The following is a 19638-nucleotide window of genomic DNA, read 5'->3' as shown; positions in this document are numbered from 1 at the left end:
TAGTTATAATGGCGGCTTGACCCCAAATGAATCTGAACGAAGATTTTGGAATACGTACAAGTCCGTGTCCAGTTTTACTTGACCACTACACATTGTAGAATTTTCACTCCAAGTCATTTGATGCTTTCTCAGCTTGTCCGTTTCATGGCTTGTTAGACCAGCTTTTTCGGCTTGTCTTGTGAAGTTGTAATTCCAGTGGTGGCGAATTAAATGTGGATGAATATTTACTCCCACAGCCTCAGATAAAACGTCAAAAATATAATTGAAACCTGTAATTGATAGGGGGTGGCCTTTGGTTGTGCCGTATTCAGAGATAAATATGAAGTCATGCTCTAATGCTTTTGGATAAAGAGGGCTAGGTTTCGTGGTTGAAGTATATGAATCTCGAACTGTTTCAATATAAGTCTTCAAGTTTCGAATAGTGCTAAATTGGGTACCTATTACACCACTTTGTGTTTTTTGTGTTGGGCGATGTTTTCTTGGATCATCGAAGTTTATTCTATTTATAATATCTAAACGGGGTGTTTCCTCGTCTTTGATATCTCCTAATTTTAAATTTAGTAACGCACCTCTTCGTATGCCTATATCAAAAATGGTATCGATTATGACACGGTTTCTTAACTGTGAGCGTTTGAAAGGATTGCTGGGGTGACCAACCAGTGTTATCTCGAATATTTTATCAATGACTTCTTGAGTGAATACTTCTTCATCAATGTCTATTACGCTTGTGTTGTTAGGTTTAGCTTTATTTACTTCCCTGTTTAAATGCCTAATAACATTATCATAATGCTCTTTCAGGCGTGTAGGGGAGTTAAAGCCATAAAAGCGTTCATAAAGGTACTCTAAGTAGCTTCTCAATGCTCTTAAACGTTCACGTGCAGTTGTATTAGATACTTGATTTTGTCGGCATGTTGTTTTGCGTGTAGATGGAGATATCGAGTCTTTTGGAGTGAAGGAAACAATATTTGATGATTTGGTTTTGTTAATTATTCTTTGCTTAAGAAAGCAGTGATTGGAAAATTTATCTAATTCAAAAAAACTAAAGAACTCTCCAGAGGCAACACGGTTGACGATATCAATGTCATTATAGATAAAGTAGTTTAAACAAAAGAGTAAATGTCTAGCTGTTGTTTCTCTTGACTTGATAGTCGTACTGCTCTTTTCTAAACAAATGTAATTACTTGCATAATCGACAGATAAATTACCTGAAATAGGATATCCAAATCCATCAGTGTAGAAAACGCTTTGTTCACCATTTACTGTGATTTTCTCTATCTTTAAATGCATTACAGTTTATGCCGTACATTATAAGTTTTAATAATTTAGACTGTAGTTTGAATTTTTGTCAATATTTGAATGCTATTTAAGGTTTAAGTTTTTATTGTTATTTATAGACCTATTCTCTTTTACGTTTTAGCTTCCGTATATAATGCTCTGCCCCGGTTTTTGGGTCGATTTAGCCACTTGCAGTGCTTCTGTTTTAGTTTCATCAGAAATCACTTTTTTTGCCGCCGATGGTTTAGTGATAGTTGGCTTATTGGTCGTCTTTTTTGCGTTTGTTGCTGCCATAAGTATATGAATGCCTAGCGAAGAATAAGCGCACTATATCAGCTCTACTTTGAGTTGTGCAGTGCGCTTAAAAGTTAGACTGCTAGCTTGCTATGGCATGAGGTGAGTGAGTTTGTGGACGATTGGCTGTAGGTTGCAAGGGATTTTCAGCTAAAAACTCGAATAGTCCAGTTTGCATGTTAACGTTCCAAAAACGTCCGGCTAAGGTCAAGGTGAGTTGGTTTTGCGTTAATTCGGCTAAGCCGTTGGTACGCCATGCGTTAAACAGGGGCGTTAAATGCAGTGCCATTGGGCTTTGTAATAAGTTAAGATCTAACTGGCCGCTATCCAGACCCCGTTTAAAAATGGCATCTAAGCTAGCCGACGGATTGGGGCTCATTAACATGCCAGGCACTTGTACCGGATTAAGGGCTACGGCAGAAGTAGCTGTTGCTTCAGTTGGGAGCATATCATCATGGGCTCGATGCCATTGCTTTAAGTCGCGCGCATTCATACAGCCGTGACCGTGAATACTGCCACCAGCGCCGGCGCCAAAAGGTAAGATTTCAATGCCACTTTTGGCCAAGCTATTATAAACGCTGCGTTCGCGGCTATCTCGGCGCCAGTGACAGCTCGACAGTCGTTGCCAGTTTTGTGATTCGAAGTGATTAGCACCAGTAGCATACATATTGGCGCGAGCTTGGCTGTCGGCCTGGAATTCACTTAAAGCTGTGCCTAATATTTTGCCTTTTTCGCGAGCGTGTTCGATGCGAGTGCCGCTTAAGCCGATGAGTTGGTATAGATCAACGCCGTGCACGCCACTGTCGATGACCGCTAGTAAGTCTTGCTGCCAAATATCCATCGTTTGCCCGGGCAAACCGAAGATAAGATCAATCACGATACTGGCGCTGGGATGCTGACTGAGTTGGTTTAGTCGATTAAGTAAGAAGTCTTTATCATCAAAACGCCCAGCAGCTTGACGCACTTGAGTATCAAAGCTTTGCACCCCAAATGAAAAGCGGTTGAAACCATTAGCGGTGGCGTTATGCCATTTATCATCGTCAAAGCCGTTGAGTCTGCCCTCTAATGTCACTTCTGCATTGTCTACTAGCGGAAAACGGCTAATCGCTTCACCGAGTTGTTTGACTTCATCGCTACTGATGTCAGTGGGTGTGCCACCGCCAACATAGACGGTATTAAATCCACGGCTTTGCGCCAACGGTGTATCGGCAGCGATATGCAGTTGCTCGGTAAGGTTTTTGATGTAACGACTGATCCGCTCAGGATTGGTTCCGTTTTCAAAAAAATTACAGAAGCTGCAGCGCTTACGGCAAAACGGAATATGAATATATAAAGCACGTTCAGATGCTTGGCTCGGTTGCTGCCACCATTGTTGCCACTGCTGTGGCTCAAGAAATACAGGGCGGCTGCCTCCGCGACCAGCATGGGGCGCACTTTTAACCTTAAAGGCATGCTGCAACGGATCAGGGCTAGCAATGCCTGTCATGCTTGGCGTTAAAATCATCACGGCTCTCAACATAGAAAAGTTATTTTGGTAATGATAATCATTATCAATTGTAATTTTGGTGCGATAGATCAACTAATTCTTCTTTGCAATGTAAAGTTCTAAACCACTTTAGGTGTTGTTGGGCAATATTCTGGGGGGAGTTAAATAGCTAAGCCGATGGTTAGCGGGTGAGTTAGCGGAGCATGAGAGAAGAGAAGTATTACTCGCTGAATGGGCAGTGTCCTTACCGCCCTTAAACAAAAGTGATGTTGTCTCATCGCTGTTTATGCAGGTTTTTTGCTGTAGCGATTGACTCACTATGGCTAACAAGCCGCATTTGCATAGCAAGTTGTGATTAGCTAGCAAGCTAGGCTTAGTTAGCAAGCTGTGGCACGACTGCGGATGATAAAGGCGCGAGTGTGGTCATAAATAAGGTTATATAAAAAGGCATAAATGGTGATAAACACAGTCACGCCTAAGTCCATAATCAAGGCTTGTATAATGCCAATATCAAGAATGTAAGCCATTACCGGCACAGTAAAAAACAGTAAGCCGACTTCGAATAAGGTGACGTGAATGACACGGACTTTTAATGGGCGCTTTTCTTTGTCGCCAGTAACAATACGGTCGAAGCCCCAGTTAAAGATAAAATTCCAAATCATTGCGATGGTCGCTACAACTATCATCATTCCTGATAGTGATTTGACATCAAAGTCAGTAAAAATAGCTAAGCCGATAATTGAAAATGTCACTGCTAGTACTTCAAATAATACCGAATGAAATACTCGCTCTAAGATACTCATGACTTACTCCAATAAATAATTAACGCTGAAAAGCGGCGCCGATTATTACAGGATTAACGTATAGTGAAAGTTAACAGCTATCACGATTGGTGATAGTCTGTGGTTGCTCACTGATTTAGCTGTGAAGAAAAACGGCTGCGATTACCGCATGCAGGTGCGAGGCCTGAGAAAAAGGAAAGTAATATGTATAGCTTCGAGCAGTTAAAAATCTTTGTTGCCGTGTGTGAAACGGGTTCCTTTTCTGCTGCGGCGCGCAGATTGAAGCGAGCGCAATCTGGTGTCAGCCAAGCGATTGCCAATCTTGAAATCGCGATAAATCAAGAGCTATTTAACCGCGATAAGAACACTCCGGTATTAACTGAAAATGCCAAAGCGCTATTGCCAATCGCTTATTCCATTTTGCACCAGCAGCAGTACTTTGAACAAAAAATAGAGTCTTTGTCTAAGGCGACAGAGCATGAGCTGGTTATAGCGGTAGATGAAAGCCTACTCAATGATGAGCTACTCGCTATTATTGCGCCTTTAGCCAATAAGTTTCCCATCACCCAGTTTGAGATTATTGCTGCCTCGACCTTTGATGTTGAAGATCTTGTTCGTCAAGGCAAGGCGCAAGTGGGGATTGTCTATGCCGATGGTGAGCTTAAAGTCGATATGGACTTCTTCATTTTGGGGCAAGCGCGATTTTTGACTATTGCTTCCGCGAATCATGATTTAGCAAAACTTGCAGTGGTGCAGGACGTGGATCTTAAAGGCTATCGTCAATGCGTGCATCGTAGCTCTGAGAAAAAGGAGCTGTGGTTTAGCTATGCGATTAGTTCTATGGTCTGGTATGCCAATACTCACCAAAGTTTGCTGAGTTTGGTAGACAAAAACGTTGGCTGGGCTGTGGTACCTGAATGTTTAGTCAAAGCCAGCATTGAACGCGGTGACGTTGTTGCTTTACCAGTAGCACACGAATATAACGGTTGGCTCACTGCGGTTGGCTGTTTAGTGTCGAGAAGCCATGGCTCTGGTCCAGTGCTAGAAAGTGTCATTGAAAGCTTAAAAGCGCACTTTCTTGGACACGATCAAACGACAGTTTGCTAGTTGGCGGCGAAGTGAGTAACGCTACCGATTAACTAAACTGTTTAACTAAGGTAGTTGGCTATATTATCTCGTTCTCTATCCATCACCGCTAGCTCGTGGCTTTCAAGTTGCCGCAGTTTTTTAGCGCTAACTGTTGAGTCTGCGGCGCAGTAATCAATAGGAATGTCAGCAAATAGGGCGCTGAAAATGAGCTTCGCTCTTGGCATATGAAACTCTGAAGTCACTAAGGTTATTTTATTAAACCCGTGTTGCTCAATAATAGGTTGAGCTAGCGTTGCATCTTCAAAGGTGAAACGGCTCAGCGCAATATCGGTAAAGGTATCAGCTGGTACACCTTGTTTAATCAAGTAGCGCTGACAATATAAAGCATGTGGCGTATCAGTTTGATTAAACGTGCCAAAGCCACCAGTTAGCAGCAGCTTGCTTTGCGGCTGTTGACTATGGACTTTAAGGGCAGCCTGGCAGCGTGATAGGGCAATATCTGACAGGTTACCTTGGTTGTCGTTTGGTGAGCCTAATACAATAATCACGCTATTCATTATTCACTCTACTTACTATTCGATCTATTCATCAATGTGACTGTGTATTAAATCATGTATTTATCACTGTCATTATCACAGCCACAGTCATTATCGCTGGGCAGTCTATCGTGGCTATCTTTGCCTTATAAAGCTATTTTGCACTAGGCAATCAACGAGTCGCTCAGCTTTAACATGTTTAAACTTAAGCGGCGCTGTCAGCTCGGCAAATAACGGAATACCGCCGCCGAGTAATACTGGAATAGTGGTAATAATCAGCTCATCAATTAAATCATGCTGTAAGAAACCTTGAATGGTTTTACCACCATCGATATACAGGTTTTGATAGCCTTGGCTGTTCAGTGTTGCAATCACTTCTGTTAGCTCACCTTTAATTAAAAACACTTTGCCTTCAAGTCCCTCAGGGACTTTGGTTAAGGTGTTACTGAGAACAAAAACAGGCTTATTATAAGGCCAGTCGATGCCAAAGCTGAGTACTATCTCTAAGGTATTACGCCCCATTACTAGCGCATCAATGCGCGCCATAAATTCACCAAATCCAAGATCTGAACCATCAGGGTTAGGAATGTCATGTAACCAATCCACTTGATTGTTTTTGTCAGCAATAAAACCATCAAGGCTGGTGGCGATATACACGATATTGGTCATAGTTATTCCTTACTTAAGCACGGCTTTTATTTTGGGGCAGCGTAATAAAAACAGTGTACTTTAAGGCAATAAAAAAGCGAGTCGTAACTAGGTTAGTTGTGACTCGCACTATGGGCAATAAGGTTAGGTGAGGGGGATTTATTCTAAAAAAGTAGCGGTGTTTGCTTGCCGGGTTCCATCACCACCACAGGATCGTAGTGCCACACTTGTCTTATTGTTTCCGGTGTTAGGGTCTCACTTGGAATACCATCACTCACAATACTGCCATTTTCCAGTACCACTAATCTGTCGGCGTAACGTGATGCCTGATTCAAGTCGTGCAGCACCAGAATCACGGCGTAGTTATGTTCATGGGCAAGGCGACGTGCCAGCTTTAGCACTCTATGTTGCTGAGCCAAATCGAGTGCAGAAGTCGGTTCATCCAATAGCAAAATCGGTGGCATGTCTGATTGTGCCAATTGGGTTAATACTCGGGCTAATTGCACCCGCTGCTTCTCTCCACCAGAAAGGGTTGGATAACTGCGCTCAGTTAAGTGTGACAATGCCACTTGTTCAAGTTGCTCAGCCACCAGTGCTTTGCCTTGCTTTTGATTAAGCGATAGTGGGTAAAGACCCATTTCAGCCACTTCACGCACTTTAAACGGAAAAGTGAGTGAGGCATGCTGAGGCAGAACGGCTAGCGACTTAGCTAATTGTTGGCGATCCCAGCGGTTGATTGCCTTACCGTAGACTTCAATCAATCCTGCTTCTAGCTCAACCTCCTGACAAAAGCTTTTCAGTAGTGTGGATTTCCCCGCGCCATTAGGGCCAAGTAATGCGGTAACTTGGCCGGCTTTTATGGTTAAATTGATATCGGTCAGCACCGGTTTATGACCAATGCGCACTGACAAATGGTTGACTTCGAGTACTGGCATTTGTGTGTCTGTTTGCATATTAATGACCTTTAAACCAAGCGGTGACGCTGCTTTAACAGCAACACGATAAAGAAGGGGGCCCCAAGAAGCGCAGTGACTAGCCCAACAGGTAGCTCAGATGGTGCAACCAGTGAGCGCGCGCCAATATCAGCCAGTGCCAATAAGGCAGCGCCTAACATGGCACTAAGTGGTAATAACTGCTTGTTATCAGGCCCTACCATCATGCGCACTAAGTGCGGAACAACAAGCCCAATAAAGCCAATAATGCCAGTTGCTGCCACTGAAATTCCCACACCAATGGCGCACAGTACGATTAATCTGAGTTTTAGCTTATCGACATCTAGGCCTAAATGACGCGCCTCAGCTTCACCAAGCAATAACGCATTGAGGGCTTTGGCGCTGCGATTAAACTGCCAACTCACTAAAGCGAGTGCGATTAAGCTTAAAATCACGTAATGCCACTGCGCACCCGCAATAGAACCAAGCTGCCACAGGGTAAGGTCACGTAGCGCCATGTCATCGGCCATATAGGTTAATAAACCAATCCCTGCGCCAGCTAGTGCGGCAATGGCAACGCCTGCGAGTAGCAGTAACACAACAGAGGTGCCACTTGGGTTACTGGCAAGACGATAAACAATCAAGGTGGTTGCAAGTCCGGCAATAAAAGCACTTAGCGCGACCATGTATTCGCCGCCTTGAGGGAACAGCACAATACAAATTGCAGCGCCTAATGCCGCACCTGAAGACACACCAATAATGCCAGGATCGGCGAGTGGATTTCTAAATAAGCCTTGCATCACTGCGCCGCACTGGGCGAGTACCGCACCAACGGCAAGTGCTAATAAGGTACGCGGTAAGCGCACGTTATCGATCACCAGTTGCTCGTGAGGCGCCACGCTGCCCAGATCTAGCTGAGTGGCCCAATTTATTACGGCGCTAAAGCTCACCGATGGGCTAATTTGTAGTGGACCTATGCTGACAGACATCAGGCTAGTTATCACCAAAGCGGCGAGTAAACTGGGCCAAAGCCAACGACGATTATCCATGGGGACTTCCTAGTGTTTATATTGCTGGTTACCGAAACTAGTACTGGTTTACGCTAATAAAATCGCTAGCCAATTTGTCGGCAGCTTCAATCGCGCTTAAGCCTAAACCGCCAAGCAAAGCTTGTGGTTTGAGCGATTGAATATGCTTGTTTTTACCCGCTGGCGTATGTTCAAGTAGCGGCATTTGCTTGAGTAAATCGTCAATCGGACTTTCAATGGCTTTATCTGAGCGATTAGAGATTAGAATCACATCTGGCTGCAGTGATAAAATGCCTTCTTGAGACACAGATTTATAGCCACTGAAGCCGGCGATATTGTTGCCGCCAGCGAGCTTAATAATGATGTCTGCTGCAGTATCATCGCCGCCAACACGGGCAGGTCTGTCGGCTTGTAGTAGTAAAAATAACACTTTAGGCGCATCGCCTTGTTTAGCTATCTGTTGCTGCTTTTGCTCTATTTGTGCAAATGATTGCTTTACCTGCTCTTGTAGTGTGTTGGCTTGCTCTTCACGGTTAAGTAGCTTACCCATTTCATTAATATTGCTGAGTAATTGTGGCTGGGTATGCGCATCAGGTAGCTGGATAACATTGACTTTAGCGCCGCTAAGTACATCAAGCGTGGCTTTAGGACCCATGGCATCGGTGCCAAGCACAATATTCGGTGATAGCGCTAAAATACCTTCAGCGCTTAGCATGCGGTGGTAACCTAGCTTTTCAACTTTATCAAAACCTTGTGGCAGTTGGCTGGTGGAATCAACTGCGACCAGCTCATTGCCTGCATCTAAGGCGAGCACTAACTCCGTTACCCCAGCACCAGCGCTAACGACTCGTGCGTTAGCTGACTTGTTTGCATCGCCATGGTCATGGTCTGCATGAGCAAGTACTGATTGGCTAAATGCCAATGTCGAGAGCAGGGCAACACTCGCTAATAAGCTGTTATGACGATGATTAAAGATTTTTTTACCAAGCATGAGTCACTCCAAAATTTATAAAACTATTTAACTAGCGCTATTAATATAATTAGCGTGTTGGTTTGCTAATCAAAAATTGAACGGTAAAACAAATAAGTACAGCAGTGTTGAGTCGATTAAGGCTCCATTAAAATCTGCGTGTTGGTGATGTTTTGCCTTTGTAAGGCCGCCAGTAGCGTCATTAAAGGCTGAACTGGTGCGGTTTTGTCGGCAGCAATAATCACTTTGGCTTTAGGGTTTGCTTTAAAACTTTTGGCAAAGGCGGCCTCAAAGGCAGCAAAATCAGCATAACTTTGGCCATCAAGAGCCCAGTGTGGCTCGTTTACTAACACGTTAATCGCAATGTGTTTATCCTGAGACAGCGCGCTGAGATTTGAGTCGGCCTCTGTTGGTACATCGACCGGTAAACTCAATAACTGGGTGTTTGCTGTTAGTAGTAAAAACACCAATACAATAAAAATGATATCGATTAACGGCGTCAGATCTAAACCAAAGCTTTGGGCACTTTCATCTTTACCTACACTTATCATGACGCCGATCCTGTGGCTGGCTGGTTAATATCATGAGTTGCGGTGTGGCAGCTGACTTCTTTGCAAGTCGCTGCTTTTGAACATAATTGAGCCGCTGAGTCTGTGCCTATACTCAGGGCTTGATCAAAGCCGTCTAGCCAAAGGTTGAGTAGGTTTAATGCGTGGGCAATTTTATTGCAGCGACGCTCAGCCCAAAGCGTAAATAGGTGCGCAAGTGTTATGGCTGGAACTGCAATAATAAGACCAGCGGCCGTGGTATTCATTGCAAGGCCTAAGCCGGATGCAAGCTGCGATGGTGTTACTGGTCCATCAGATAAACCCAGTTGATCAAACATCTCGATTAAACCTAAAACAGTACCAAGCAAACCTAAAAGCGGGGTAATCACCCCAATGATGTGCAATATCTTTAGGCCTGATAACAACTTAGATTTTTGCTTTACTAGCCATAAAGATACAATTTCTTCACGCATCGCACGTGATTGTTCTGCATGACTCAGAAGTAGCGCAGTCCCTTTGGCAAGCATGCTGCGGCCTTGGCTTATTTGCGCCATTAAGGCTTGTCTTTGTTCTGGGGTTGCACTGCGCGCTTGTTGACGTAATTGGGTGAGCCAAGCGTCACGTTTAGGTAGCTCATAAATCATTAAAGCTAAACGTTCTAAGATGATCATCAAACTTAAAAAAGCACAAATAAATAATGGCCAAGTTAAGTATCCCAGTTGCTCAGAGAGTTGGTGATATAAGGGTTGAGACATGATTTTTCCTTGGCGATATCGCTGTATCGCATCAATTATTTAGGTAAATTAAGTGTGTGCGTCATCCCTTAAACGCGGTGCTTGGCTTGCACTGTTTAGTGCTAAAACAGCCAAATAATCAGAGCAATGCCTGCTCTTCGTCTTATTTTTTCTGCAAAACGAGTGTGTTAATTGAGTGCAAACTTTACCGGTACGCGAACTGTGTACGCGTAGGCAGTTTGCGGTGTTGGTGCGGCAAATTGCCATTTCTCAACGGCACTCAGTGCTGCTTTATCGAGTAATCGATAGCCGGAACTATTCACTAAGGTTAACGACAGTTGCTCTCCAACTTGATTGAACATGACTTCAACCGTTGCCGTGCCTTGAAAACCGCGTTTGCGCGCTTTTTTAGGATAATGAGGTTGACTAGGAGGCGCTGCAAAAGTGGGCTGGTTTAAGGCGACGGATTGCTGAGTGACGCCTTGCTTGGCATCAGCCTGGTTTTGGTTGTGCGAAGGTGTTTTAGCGACCTCAGTTGTTGGCTCATCGATGACTTTAGGCGGTATATCTTTTTCAACCGGCTTGCTGACCGTTTTTTCCACAGCTTGAGGTTTGTGTTCGGCGATTTGAGTGGCTTTAGGGCTTGGTTTTGCCGCAGCAGGTTTAACCTTTTTAGGCACTAATTTTTGTGGCTTTGCTTTAGCTACTGTTTTTGTCACAGATGGCTCAGTAACTGATGGAGTAGGCTGCTTTTCTGGTATTTTTTGTTGAGGCTTTACTGGCTCAGGTATTTCTGCCGCTGCAGTACTCGCTTGCATGGCAATTGACACGCTAACAGCTTGGCTTGATCCCATAGCGCTGCCCGAGCTTAGCGCTATTTCAGGCTGTGTATTTTGTGAGGCGAGCACGCCTCCTTGGATTAACACTGTTAAGCAACCAAAAACAAAATAACGTTTAGGTGTCATGGTGAAAACTCTTACCTGTCAAAAATCGGTTAACTAGCTGAATTCGTAATTTTTGTATTGTTTCGACTGAGGCACTCAATCATCGCTATCTTTACAAAACTGACAATCAGTACGCTTATTTACATACTTTACAAAAGGTTATGAACAACAGAATCATTATAGTCTAATAAGATATACCAACTTAAATGAGATCGCAAATGATAATGATTTTCATTTGATCTATTTTTTTGTCTCAGGTAAAGTGCCAAAAAATAACAAACGACGGCCTAATTTTTGGTGTGTGCAAACTGCTACATACTAATCAGGACGTTATTGATACTGACCTTGAGGATTGAACCAATGATCAAGAAGCCTGTTGTAATCGCAATTGCGATGGCTCTTAGCTCTAGCGCTTATGCTGCACAAACTCAGCAAGCCAAAGAACAACAAGTTACTGAATTTGATGAAGTACTTGTTACGGCAACTCGCGTAAGCGAAAAAGCCTCTGAAACTAGCCGTAGTGTGGCGGTAGTGAGTGAAGAGCAACTGCAAGAGTCACAACCTGCATCGGTTGCACAGGCACTGAAAAACGAAGCCAATATTAACGTGAGCAACGGTCCACGTGCTTCATCTCAAGGCGTTGAAATTCGTGGTCTAGGCGGTCAGCGAGTATTACAAACGATTGATGGCGCTCGTCAAAACACTAACTCTGGTCACCGCGGAACATATTTTATGGATCCTGAGCTATTAAGTTCAGTTGAAGTGGTGCGTGGCCCGGCAAGTAGCTTGTGGGGGAGCGGTGCAATTGGTGGTGTGGTTGCCCAAAACACCAAATCAGCTGCTGACTTTTTAGAAGAAGAGGACACCTTTGGTGGCTACTTAAAGCAAGGTTATGAGTCTAATGGCGATCGCATTAAAACTAGCGGTGCGATTTATGGCTTATCTGAAACTGAGTCAGCAGGCAGTGTTGATTGGTTAGTGAACGGCAGTTATTACGACAGCAACAATATCAAAATTGGTAACGATCAAACCCTTGAAAATAGCTCATCTGAAGGTACAAGTGGTTTAGCTAAATTTGGCTGGGAGCCAACAGATGATCAGCGCTTGCAGTTATCGGCACGTTTTTCAAATATTGACGAACTTGTACCGAGTAACCCTGCAACTCACGTAGGCAGCTCAGTGCCTTTGGTTAAGCGTAAAACTGAAGATCAAAATGTGACTTTGGATTACAGCTTAAATCCAACTGATAATGCGCTGCTAGATTTAAACGCAACCTTGTACTGGAATGGTACCAACTACGATGAAGACCGCGTCACTAAAAACCAGTTTGATACTACAGAGTATGAAACCTTAGGTTTTAGTTTAAATAACAGCTCAACCTTAGGTAATACCTTACTGACATACGGTGTAGATGGCTATAAAGATTCAATTAAAACAGTCCGTGATGACCGCGGCCAAGCCGGTGAAAGACCTGATGATATTGACGGTGAAACCACAGTTTGGGGCGCATTTACTCGCGCAGATATCGAATTGACAGACAGCTTAACCCTTGATGCTGCAGTACGTTATGACGCGTTCAAAAATGACAGTAACAATCTTAACTTATCATCAGATGATAATGCATTTTCACCATCAGTTGGCCTAGTGTGGCAAACCACTGACTGGTTAACTTTAAGTGCACGTTACGATCAAGCGTTCCGCGCGCCAAGCATGGAAGAGATGTACTCAACAGGTACTCATTACTGCATTCCTTCAATTCCTGGTTTCTTACCTAACGGCTTATGCAACACCTTTGAAATCAACCCAGATTTGAAAGCAGAACAAGCGGAAAACAAAGAAATTAAAGCCGATCTACGCTTTGCTAATCTTGCAGGTAACGACGAGCTAGCTATCACCTTAAACGTGTTTAGAAACGACGTTGATGATTTTATTGAGCAATCTGTCTCTAACCCATTAATGGGTATTCCAGGCTTTGAGCAAACCACCTCTTGGAACAACGTTGATGAAGCTAAGCTAACCGGTTTTGAGTTCAGCACTCGCTACCGCTATGAGCAAACTCGCCTAAGTTTTAACTACGGTCAAACCGAAGCTAAAGACAAAACGACTGATGAATACCTATCTAACATTCCTGCCAAGAAGCTATCGATTGATCTGTCACAAGGGATCATGGAAGGCGATATGAAGATAGGGACTCGCTTTAGTTATGTGGCAGAGCAAGACGAGTTACCAGTAGACAACCTTAATCAATATGACTCATACAAACTTTGGGATGTATACGTTGCGTGGGAACCAGCCATGGGCACATTTGAAGGTTTACGAGTTGATTTTGCAGTTGAAAATATCGGTGATGAGGAATATCGCCAAGCGTGGCAAACCTTGTATGAGCAAGGCAGGAACTTCAAATTGTCAGCGCGTTATAGCTTCTAAGTAAGCTAATTGAAAACGAGGTCGGCTCATTAACATGGGTCGACCTCTTTGCCGTTTATTTTATAGGAGATATTCCATGTCTGTATCAGTAGAGCAAATCCGTCAACACCTAGAATCTAACCCTGCGGCTATGCCTAGCCAAGTTGCAGCTGAGTTTAATATCAGTGAATTTGAAGTGGTATCGGCACTACCAAGCGAGCAATTAAGCATATTACCGCTAGAGCAGAAAGATACGCTGTTAGCTGAGCTACCAGAGTGGGGCAATATGACCACGATTATTTCAGCATCTGGCAGTATTTTCGAGTTTAAAGGCAGCTTTCCAAAGGGCAAATATGCTCACGGTTATTACAACTTAATCACTAAAGGCGACGGACTTCACGGCCACCTAAAGCTAGATGTCATAAGCGCAATAGCTTTGATTAGCAAACCGTTTAGAGGTACAGAAAGCCACTCAATTAACTTCTTTGGCCCACAAGGTGAAGTGGTATTTAAGGTCTACCTTGGCCGTGACAAAAAGCGTGTGTTGCTCCCTGAGCAAGTGGCACGTTTTACTGAATTAAAGCAAAGCGTTAATTCCGAATTAGCTTAAAGCACTAGCTTATTAAGTCGCTAAGCTAGCTATTAAATCAATAAGTATCAGAATAAGAGAGTAGAGCAATGAGCAACGAAAAAGAGCAAAGATTACGTGAAAAACTGCTACCAGAAATAGAAGCGTTCAAAGCAGAGCGTTCAACGCTGCAGCTTGCTACGCAAGACGCAGACGGCGTTCCTAACGCCAGTTATGCCCCTTTTGCTTTGGCTGACGACGGCTTTTATATCTTGGTTAGTGAACTTGCTCGTCACGGTACGAATCTTAAAGCGTCGAACAGCTTATCTGTGATGTTACTAGAAGATGAAGCCGAAGCTAAAAGTGTATTTGCACGCAAGCGTTTAACCTTTGATGCAACAGCTGAGCTCGTTGACCGCGACAGCGAAACCTTTACCAAAGGTGTGGCGGCATTATCGGCACGTTTTGGTGAGATGATTGATAACTTAGCCTCTTTAGGCGATTTTAATCTGTTTAAGCTAAATCCACATCATGGTTTATACGTTAAGGGCTTTGGTCAGGCATTCAGCCTATCGGGCTCTGAGCTATTAGATGTCGACTGGAAGCGTGATGGTCACCATGGCACGCCAAAGGCTGAGCTTGCAAAAGAAGCAAGTTAAGCTATCAAAAAGGTTGAATCAACATAGCTTAATGTATTTGCTATTGTAGCCTACCTCTCGCGACAATCGTTAGCGAGAGTGATAAAAGTATTCTGATCTAAATAAACATTGCCCGCCTTTGCGCGGGTTTTGTTATCCTGCTGTTGTTTTCATTTTAACCTTACTTAAGGTTAGGGATATTGCATTGAATCAAAACACTTCCTCTGTCGCCACTGGCGCTGGAAACTCAACGAGCCCGGCAGCGCCTCATAATCATGATAAACAAAATAATTTATCTCATGTTAGCCAGCGCGCAGTTCTGCCGTGGATTGGCGCATTTTTAAAACCCTATCGCGCTAAAGTGATCACCGCGATTATCTTTTTATTTATCGGTTCACTCGCTTGGCTATCACTTGGCCAAGGCGTGCGCCTGATGGTCGATGAAGGTTTTTTAAAAGATAACGGCTCACGCTTAAATGAAATCATCATGTTGGTGATTGGTATTACTGCGCTCAGTAGCACCGCGATATTTTGCCGTTTCTATTTAATGACTTGGCTAGGTGAGCGAGTTAGCGCCGATATTCGTTTAAAGGTATACGACCATTTACTAAAGCTCTCACCGGGCTTTTACGCCAAACTTAGAACCGGTGAGGTGATTTCACGTTTTACTGCTGATTCGACCTTATTGCAGTCAGTGGTGGGGTCAAGTCTTTCGATGGCGCTCAGAGCTAGTGTTACTGTGCTGGGCGGCATTGTGATGATGGCAATTACCAGCGTTAAAATGACGGGCTTGGTGCTACTTGCTGTGCCTATGGTGTTGGGGCCGATTTTCTTTTTCGGTCGTAAGGTGCGCGATTTATCGCGTAAAAGCCAAGATAAAGTCGGTGACTTGGGCGCTTACGTGGATGAGACACTGCACGAGATCCATACTGTGCAAGCTTACTCCCACGAAGATACCGATAGAGCGCTGTTTAATAACCGTGTTGAAGCGGTAATGGATGCAGCTAAGGGACGTATTAAGTATCGTTCGATATTAATTTCCTTAGTGATGTTTTTGAGTATTTTAGCTATAGCACTGGTGACTTGGGTTGGCGCTCACGATGTAATGAGTGGCGCGATTAGTGCCGGTGAGCTTTCAGCTTTTATGTTTTATGCGGTAATGGTGGCAGGCTCTGTGGCAACAATCAGTGAAGTGATTGGCGAAATCCAGCGTGCGGTTGGTGCAACAGAGCGGTTAATTGAGTTAATTGAAACCCCGATAGATATCCCTGTGGTAGCAAACCCACTTGGGCTGCCAACGCCGGTGCGCGGTGAGCTGCAGCTTAAAGATGTGCGCTTTAGCTACAGCAATATGAATGATAGTGCTGATAGCAGCCCTGATCTGCTTGATAAAAACAACAGTGAAACAGAAGTTATTCGCGGCCTCAATATTCATATCCAGCACGGTGAACGCGTAGCGCTGGTTGGCGCAAGCGGCGCGGGTAAAAGTACGCTGTTTGAGCTGTTACAGCGCTTTTATGTGCTTAATAGCGGCTCAATTGAGCTCGATGGCATCGATATCGCAAAACTCAGCCCGCAAACGCTGCGACAACAATATGCGTTGGTGCCACAAGAATCAGTGATCTTTGCCACTAGCGTATTAGAGAACGTGCGTTATGGACGCCAAGATGCCACAGAAAAAGAAGTGATTGAGGCTTGTATTGCAGCTAAAGCCGATGAGTTTATTAGTGAGTTTAGTGAAGGGTATCAAACCTATTTAGGCGAGCGCGGCGTACGTTTATCTGGCGGGCAAAAGCAGCGAATTGCCATTGCTAGAGCGATTTTAGCTGATAGACCTATTTTACTGCTCGATGAAGCAACCAGCGCGCTAGATGCAGTAAGTGAGCATAAAGTTAAGCAAGCACTAGACAGTTTAATGATAGGCAAAACCACCTTGATTATTGCCCACAGACTAGCGACGGTAATCAATGCCGACCGTATCTTAGTGTTAGATAAAGGCAAGGTTGTTGCCAGTGGTACTCATAGCGAGTTAATGCAAAGCAGTGAGCTTTACCGCGAGTTTGCCAGTTTGCAGCTATTAACTGATGATGGATTGCTGCAAGAGTGAACTAAAACAGTGTGTTAAACGTATAGTTGAGCTATAACATCGACTTAGTTTGTGATTTTTTTCAAGGATAAGAGAGTTGCCCATGCGTTTGATATTAGTGATGAGTTTGCTGTTTCTATCTGCCTGTACCAGCTTGCCAAGCGGCATTGAGCCGGTTAAAGGCTTTGAGTTGCCGCGTTACTTAGGGACTTGGTATGAAGTGGCGCGTCTTGATCATAGCTTTGAGCGTGGGCTTAATCAGGTGACTGCTACTTACTCGATGAAAGACGATGGCGGCGTCAAGGTGATTAATCGTGGCTTTTCAACTGCCGAGCAAAGCTGGGATGAAGCAGAAGGCAAGGCCTATTTTGTTGATAGCCCAGATATTGGTCATTTAAAGGTATCTTTCTTTGGGCCGTTTTATGGCGCGTATGTGGTGTATGAGCTCGATTATCAAGATTACCAATACGCTTTCATCACTAGCTACAATCGTGACTATCTATGGTTTTTATCGCGTACACCGACAGTTGATGACGCGCTAAAGCAGCAGTTTATTGAGCAGGCTAACAAGCTTGGTTTTGCCACTGAGCAGATCATTTGGGTCAAACAAAGTTAGTTAGAATAAAACATTACCAAGTAAAAAGGAGCCTTGGGCTCCTTTTTACTTTTTGCGACTTAAACTGCTGAACTTGGCGCTACTTACGTAGCTTTTACCTTGGAGCTACTTGCGTAACTTTTACCTTTGAGCTACTTGCGTAGCTCGCGCCTTAATATTTTTCCGACGGTAGATTTAGGTAGAGCGCCGACAAATTCGATGATTTTCGGCACTTTATACCCAGTCAGTTGTTCGCGGCAATAATCCAGAATGGCAGCTTTGGCTTGCTCATGATCCGTATGTGGCTCGTTGAGTACAATCACTGCTTTAACCGCTTCTCCGCTGCGATCATCACTCACACCAATCACGGCACACTCTAATATACTGTCATGGTTTGATAAAACGTCTTCCACCTCATTAGGGTAAACGTTAAACCCAGAGACAATAATCATATCCTTTTTACGGTCGACAATCTTATGAAAACCATCCTCAGTGGCTAGGGCAATATCCCCGGTTTTAAAGAAGCCAGCCTTGGTCATCACTTTGTCAGTCTCGCTCTGGTTGTTCCAATAACCTAGCATCACCTGCGGCCCAAATACGGCAAGTTCACCCGTTTCACCAATAGGCACTTCATTATCATCCATATCGAGGATTTTAACTTGGGTAGCAATGACTGGTTTGCCGATAGTGCCGAGCTGCTCAAGTCCTGGTGAGTTGAGCGATACCACTGGCGAGGTTTCAGATAGGCCGTAACCTTCTGATATGGTACATCCCGTGGTTTGTTGCCATATCGATGCAGCGGCTTGGGTTAGGGCGGTACCACCAGAGATGGTTACTTTAAGGTGGCTAAAATCTAGTGCTTTGAAGTCTGGCTGGTGGCATAAGCCGACAAATAAAGTGTTTAATCCGGCAAAGCCAGTAAACGGATAGTTGGATAAGCTTGAAATCAAACCTGCAATATCGCGTGGATTAGGGATAAGCACCGAACAACCACCGCGCTCATAGTAGAGCACGAGATTCACCATAAAAGCATAGATATGGTATACAGGTAACGGCGCAACAAATACTTCTTCGCCTTCAATAATCTTGCTGCCTAAGCGTGATTTTATCTGCATGGCATTAGCGATTAAGTTGCCGTGAGTTAGCATTGCCCCTTTTGACAAGCCTGTTGTGCCACCAGTGTATTGCAGCGCAGCAATTTGCCCAAGCACGCTGATAACCGGTGCGTAGGTTAGTGCCTCACCTTTTGCCAATACATCGCAAAAAGTCACGGTCGCAAAAGGCACTTCAGGTTGCGGCTGCGGGGCAATTAAGTCCATCGCATGGGTCGCTATCACCGTCTCAATTTCCGTGCTTGCAACGACTTCAGTTAACGTTGGCAGCAGGTCGGACAATACCACTAAGGCTTTAGCGCCTGAGTCATTAAACTGATGAATAAGCTCACGCTGTGTATAAAGTGGGTTGGTGTTCACCAGCACCATTCCAGCCTTAATCGCGCCATAAGCTGCAATGACAAACTGGGTAATATTGGGCAGTTGGATGGCAATTCTATCGCCTTGAACAAGGTTCGTTTCCTGCTGCAGATAAGCGGCGAATTGACGCGAGTAACGATTAATTTCGTTAAATGAGGTTTCTTTACCTAAGCAAGAATAAGCAACTTTATCACCGTAGCGAGCGCTGGCGAGTTCAATGACATCGATAAGGGATGCGTAGCGAGAAAGATCGAGCGTTGAGTCTGTATCGTAAGCCATTGAAGTACCCTTTAGCTAATGTATCTATGATTAGTCGTTATGGTTATTATAAAATCAAACAGGCGTTTAGATTAGTGCGATTCTAACCGAAAGGTCAATGGGCTAAGTTGAAACAAGTTGAAATAAATTGTTTCCTGTTAATGGTATGGAATCGATAGGTATCGGTTTGTAAGAATTAGACTTTTTAATCTAAATTTAGGGTGGGGATACAACCTAGTTGATGCAGGGCAAAACGATAATCGCAAAGGTGAAGCAGCCGTAAAAACAGCGGTAATTGTATTTTTGTAGGTCGGGCTTTAGCCGGTCAAACGATAGCTTTCTCTATAGA

The 19638-nt window shown here is 44.1% G+C and carries 19 protein-coding genes; 6 read left to right on the top strand and 13 right to left on the bottom strand.

Translation table 11 applies throughout. The features are described 5' to 3' along the window. Nucleotides 1–3: 3 nt before the first annotated feature. The 4 genes from L2748_RS09920 to L2748_RS09905 all read right to left on the bottom strand — a co-directional run bounded on the left by L2748_RS09920 (nucleotide 4) and on the right by L2748_RS09905 (nucleotide 3858). Nucleotides 4–1287 (bottom strand): site-specific integrase, encoded by a 1284-nt coding sequence (locus L2748_RS09920; RefSeq protein WP_248957690.1) that lies wholly within the window; start codon nucleotides 1285–1287, stop codon nucleotides 4–6. Between the two features lie 126 nt (nucleotides 1288–1413). Further along, entirely contained in the window at nucleotides 1414–1569 is a 156-nt protein-coding gene (locus tag L2748_RS09915; RefSeq protein ID WP_220781195.1) for a hypothetical protein, read from the bottom strand. A gap of 82 nt (nucleotides 1570–1651) precedes the next feature. Beyond that, on the bottom strand, nucleotides 1652–3073 hold the full coding sequence (hutW, locus tag L2748_RS09910) for a heme anaerobic degradation radical SAM methyltransferase ChuW/HutW (protein ID WP_220781196.1): 1422 nt from the start codon (nucleotides 3071–3073) through the stop codon (nucleotides 1652–1654). Nucleotides 3074–3432: 359 nt separating this feature from the next. Next, nucleotides 3433–3858: a PACE efflux transporter gene (locus tag L2748_RS09905; RefSeq protein ID WP_220781197.1), complete on the bottom strand. Its 426-nt coding sequence runs from the start codon at nucleotides 3856–3858 to the stop codon at nucleotides 3433–3435. A gap of 183 nt (nucleotides 3859–4041) precedes the next feature. Between L2748_RS09905 and L2748_RS09900 the strand changes: the two genes are divergently transcribed. Further along, the gene (locus L2748_RS09900; RefSeq protein ID WP_220781198.1) at nucleotides 4042–4944 is read left to right on the top strand and encodes a LysR family transcriptional regulator; all 903 of its coding nucleotides are present in this window, start codon (nucleotides 4042–4044) and stop codon (nucleotides 4942–4944) included. Between the two features lie 41 nt (nucleotides 4945–4985). Here the strand turns inward: L2748_RS09900 and L2748_RS09895 are convergent, their stop codons facing one another. The 8 genes from L2748_RS09895 to L2748_RS09860 all read right to left on the bottom strand — a co-directional run bounded on the left by L2748_RS09895 (nucleotide 4986) and on the right by L2748_RS09860 (nucleotide 11287). Further along, on the bottom strand, nucleotides 4986–5483 hold the full coding sequence (locus L2748_RS09895; protein ID WP_220781199.1) for a YdcF family protein: 498 nt from the start codon (nucleotides 5481–5483) through the stop codon (nucleotides 4986–4988). Nucleotides 5484–5597: 114 nt separating this feature from the next. Continuing rightward, nucleotides 5598–6131 carry a dihydrofolate reductase family protein gene (locus L2748_RS09890; RefSeq protein ID WP_220781200.1) on the bottom strand — a complete coding sequence of 178 codons (534 nt, stop codon included), beginning with the start codon at nucleotides 6129–6131 and terminating at the stop codon, nucleotides 5598–5600. Between the two features lie 143 nt (nucleotides 6132–6274). Beyond that, nucleotides 6275–7063: a heme ABC transporter ATP-binding protein gene (locus tag L2748_RS09885; RefSeq protein ID WP_220781201.1), complete on the bottom strand. Its 789-nt coding sequence runs from the start codon at nucleotides 7061–7063 to the stop codon at nucleotides 6275–6277. Between the two features lie 11 nt (nucleotides 7064–7074). Continuing rightward, nucleotides 7075–8091 carry a FecCD family ABC transporter permease gene (locus tag L2748_RS09880; RefSeq protein ID WP_220781202.1) on the bottom strand — a complete coding sequence of 339 codons (1017 nt, stop codon included), beginning with the start codon at nucleotides 8089–8091 and terminating at the stop codon, nucleotides 7075–7077. Between the two features lie 37 nt (nucleotides 8092–8128). Then, the gene (locus L2748_RS09875; RefSeq protein WP_220781203.1) at nucleotides 8129–9061 is read right to left on the bottom strand and encodes a heme/hemin ABC transporter substrate-binding protein; all 933 of its coding nucleotides are present in this window, start codon (nucleotides 9059–9061) and stop codon (nucleotides 8129–8131) included. Between the two features lie 116 nt (nucleotides 9062–9177). Next, nucleotides 9178–9591, bottom strand: a complete 414-nt coding sequence (locus L2748_RS09870; protein WP_220781204.1) for an ExbD/TolR family protein — start codon at nucleotides 9589–9591, stop codon at nucleotides 9178–9180. Continuing rightward, nucleotides 9588–10343 carry a MotA/TolQ/ExbB proton channel family protein gene (locus tag L2748_RS09865; protein WP_220781205.1) on the bottom strand — a complete coding sequence of 252 codons (756 nt, stop codon included), beginning with the start codon at nucleotides 10341–10343 and terminating at the stop codon, nucleotides 9588–9590. Before L2748_RS09865 ends, L2748_RS09870 begins: the two co-directional genes overlap by 4 nt. Before the next feature lie 167 nt (nucleotides 10344–10510). Beyond that, nucleotides 10511–11287: an energy transducer TonB gene (locus tag L2748_RS09860; RefSeq protein WP_220781206.1), complete on the bottom strand. Its 777-nt coding sequence runs from the start codon at nucleotides 11285–11287 to the stop codon at nucleotides 10511–10513. A 372-nt stretch (nucleotides 11288–11659) separates the two neighbouring features. On the opposite strand from L2748_RS09860, the gene L2748_RS09855 reads away from it, so the two are divergent. The 5 genes from L2748_RS09855 (at nucleotide 11660) to L2748_RS09835 (ending at nucleotide 17580) form a co-directional block, all read left to right on the top strand. After that, entirely contained in the window at nucleotides 11660–13693 is a 2034-nt protein-coding gene (locus tag L2748_RS09855; RefSeq protein WP_373317213.1) for a TonB-dependent hemoglobin/transferrin/lactoferrin family receptor, read from the top strand. 76 nt (nucleotides 13694–13769) lie between these two features. Continuing rightward, entirely contained in the window at nucleotides 13770–14282 is a 513-nt protein-coding gene (gene hutX, locus L2748_RS09850; RefSeq protein WP_220781208.1) for a heme utilization cystosolic carrier protein HutX, read from the top strand. Nucleotides 14283–14350: 68 nt separating this feature from the next. Then, nucleotides 14351–14899 carry a heme utilization protein HutZ gene (gene hutZ / locus L2748_RS09845; protein WP_220781209.1) on the top strand — a complete coding sequence of 183 codons (549 nt, stop codon included), beginning with the start codon at nucleotides 14351–14353 and terminating at the stop codon, nucleotides 14897–14899. Nucleotides 14900–15197: 298 nt separating this feature from the next. Beyond that, on the top strand, nucleotides 15198–16985 hold the full coding sequence (locus L2748_RS09840; RefSeq protein ID WP_246616158.1) for an ABC transporter transmembrane domain-containing protein: 1788 nt from the start codon (nucleotides 15198–15200) through the stop codon (nucleotides 16983–16985). Between the two features lie 82 nt (nucleotides 16986–17067). Then, a complete protein-coding gene (locus L2748_RS09835) occupies nucleotides 17068–17580 on the top strand; it encodes a lipocalin family protein (RefSeq protein ID WP_220781211.1) in 513 nt (170 codons plus the stop codon). Nucleotides 17581–17711: 131 nt separating this feature from the next. Here the strand turns inward: L2748_RS09835 and L2748_RS09830 are convergent, their stop codons facing one another. Continuing rightward, nucleotides 17712–19310: an AMP-binding protein gene (locus tag L2748_RS09830; RefSeq protein ID WP_220781212.1), complete on the bottom strand. Its 1599-nt coding sequence runs from the start codon at nucleotides 19308–19310 to the stop codon at nucleotides 17712–17714. Nucleotides 19311–19638: the final 328 nt, after the last annotated feature.

Source organism: Shewanella sairae, assembly GCF_023283535.1.
GTDB classification, from domain to species: Bacteria; Pseudomonadota; Gammaproteobacteria; order Enterobacterales; family Shewanellaceae; genus Shewanella; species Shewanella sairae.
This window is presented reverse-complemented; position numbering and strand designations above follow the sequence as displayed.

Bases quoted from the DNA above. Each gene is read 5' to 3' on its own strand.
- L2748_RS09920 (WP_248957690.1), bottom strand. From the start codon at position 1,287: ATGCATTTAAAGATAGAGAAAATCACAGTAAATGGTGAACAAAGCGTT.
- L2748_RS09915 (WP_220781195.1), bottom strand. From the start codon at position 1,569: ATGGCAGCAACAAACGCAAAAAAGACGACCAATAAGCCAACTATCACT.
- hutW (WP_220781196.1), bottom strand. From the start codon at position 3,073: ATGATTTTAACGCCAAGCATGACAGGCATTGCTAGCCCTGATCCGTTG.
- L2748_RS09905 (WP_220781197.1), bottom strand. From the start codon at position 3,858: ATGAGTATCTTAGAGCGAGTATTTCATTCGGTATTATTTGAAGTACTA.
- L2748_RS09900 (WP_220781198.1), top strand. From the start codon at position 4,042: ATGTATAGCTTCGAGCAGTTAAAAATCTTTGTTGCCGTGTGTGAAACG.
- L2748_RS09895 (WP_220781199.1), bottom strand. From the start codon at position 5,483: ATGAATAGCGTGATTATTGTATTAGGCTCACCAAACGACAACCAAGGT.
- L2748_RS09890 (WP_220781200.1), bottom strand. From the start codon at position 6,131: ATGACCAATATCGTGTATATCGCCACCAGCCTTGATGGTTTTATTGCT.
- L2748_RS09885 (WP_220781201.1), bottom strand. From the start codon at position 7,063: ATGCAAACAGACACACAAATGCCAGTACTCGAAGTCAACCATTTGTCA.
- L2748_RS09880 (WP_220781202.1), bottom strand. From the start codon at position 8,091: ATGGATAATCGTCGTTGGCTTTGGCCCAGTTTACTCGCCGCTTTGGTG.
- L2748_RS09875 (WP_220781203.1), bottom strand. From the start codon at position 9,061: ATGCTTGGTAAAAAAATCTTTAATCATCGTCATAACAGCTTATTAGCG.
- L2748_RS09870 (WP_220781204.1), bottom strand. From the start codon at position 9,591: ATGATAAGTGTAGGTAAAGATGAAAGTGCCCAAAGCTTTGGTTTAGAT.
- L2748_RS09865 (WP_220781205.1), bottom strand. From the start codon at position 10,343: ATGTCTCAACCCTTATATCACCAACTCTCTGAGCAACTGGGATACTTA.
- L2748_RS09860 (WP_220781206.1), bottom strand. From the start codon at position 11,287: ATGACACCTAAACGTTATTTTGTTTTTGGTTGCTTAACAGTGTTAATC.
- L2748_RS09855 (WP_373317213.1), top strand. From the start codon at position 11,660: ATGGCTCTTAGCTCTAGCGCTTATGCTGCACAAACTCAGCAAGCCAAA.
- hutX (WP_220781208.1), top strand. From the start codon at position 13,770: ATGTCTGTATCAGTAGAGCAAATCCGTCAACACCTAGAATCTAACCCT.
- hutZ (WP_220781209.1), top strand. From the start codon at position 14,351: ATGAGCAACGAAAAAGAGCAAAGATTACGTGAAAAACTGCTACCAGAA.
- L2748_RS09835 (WP_220781211.1), top strand. From the start codon at position 17,068: ATGCGTTTGATATTAGTGATGAGTTTGCTGTTTCTATCTGCCTGTACC.
- L2748_RS09830 (WP_220781212.1), bottom strand. From the start codon at position 19,310: ATGGCTTACGATACAGACTCAACGCTCGATCTTTCTCGCTACGCATCC.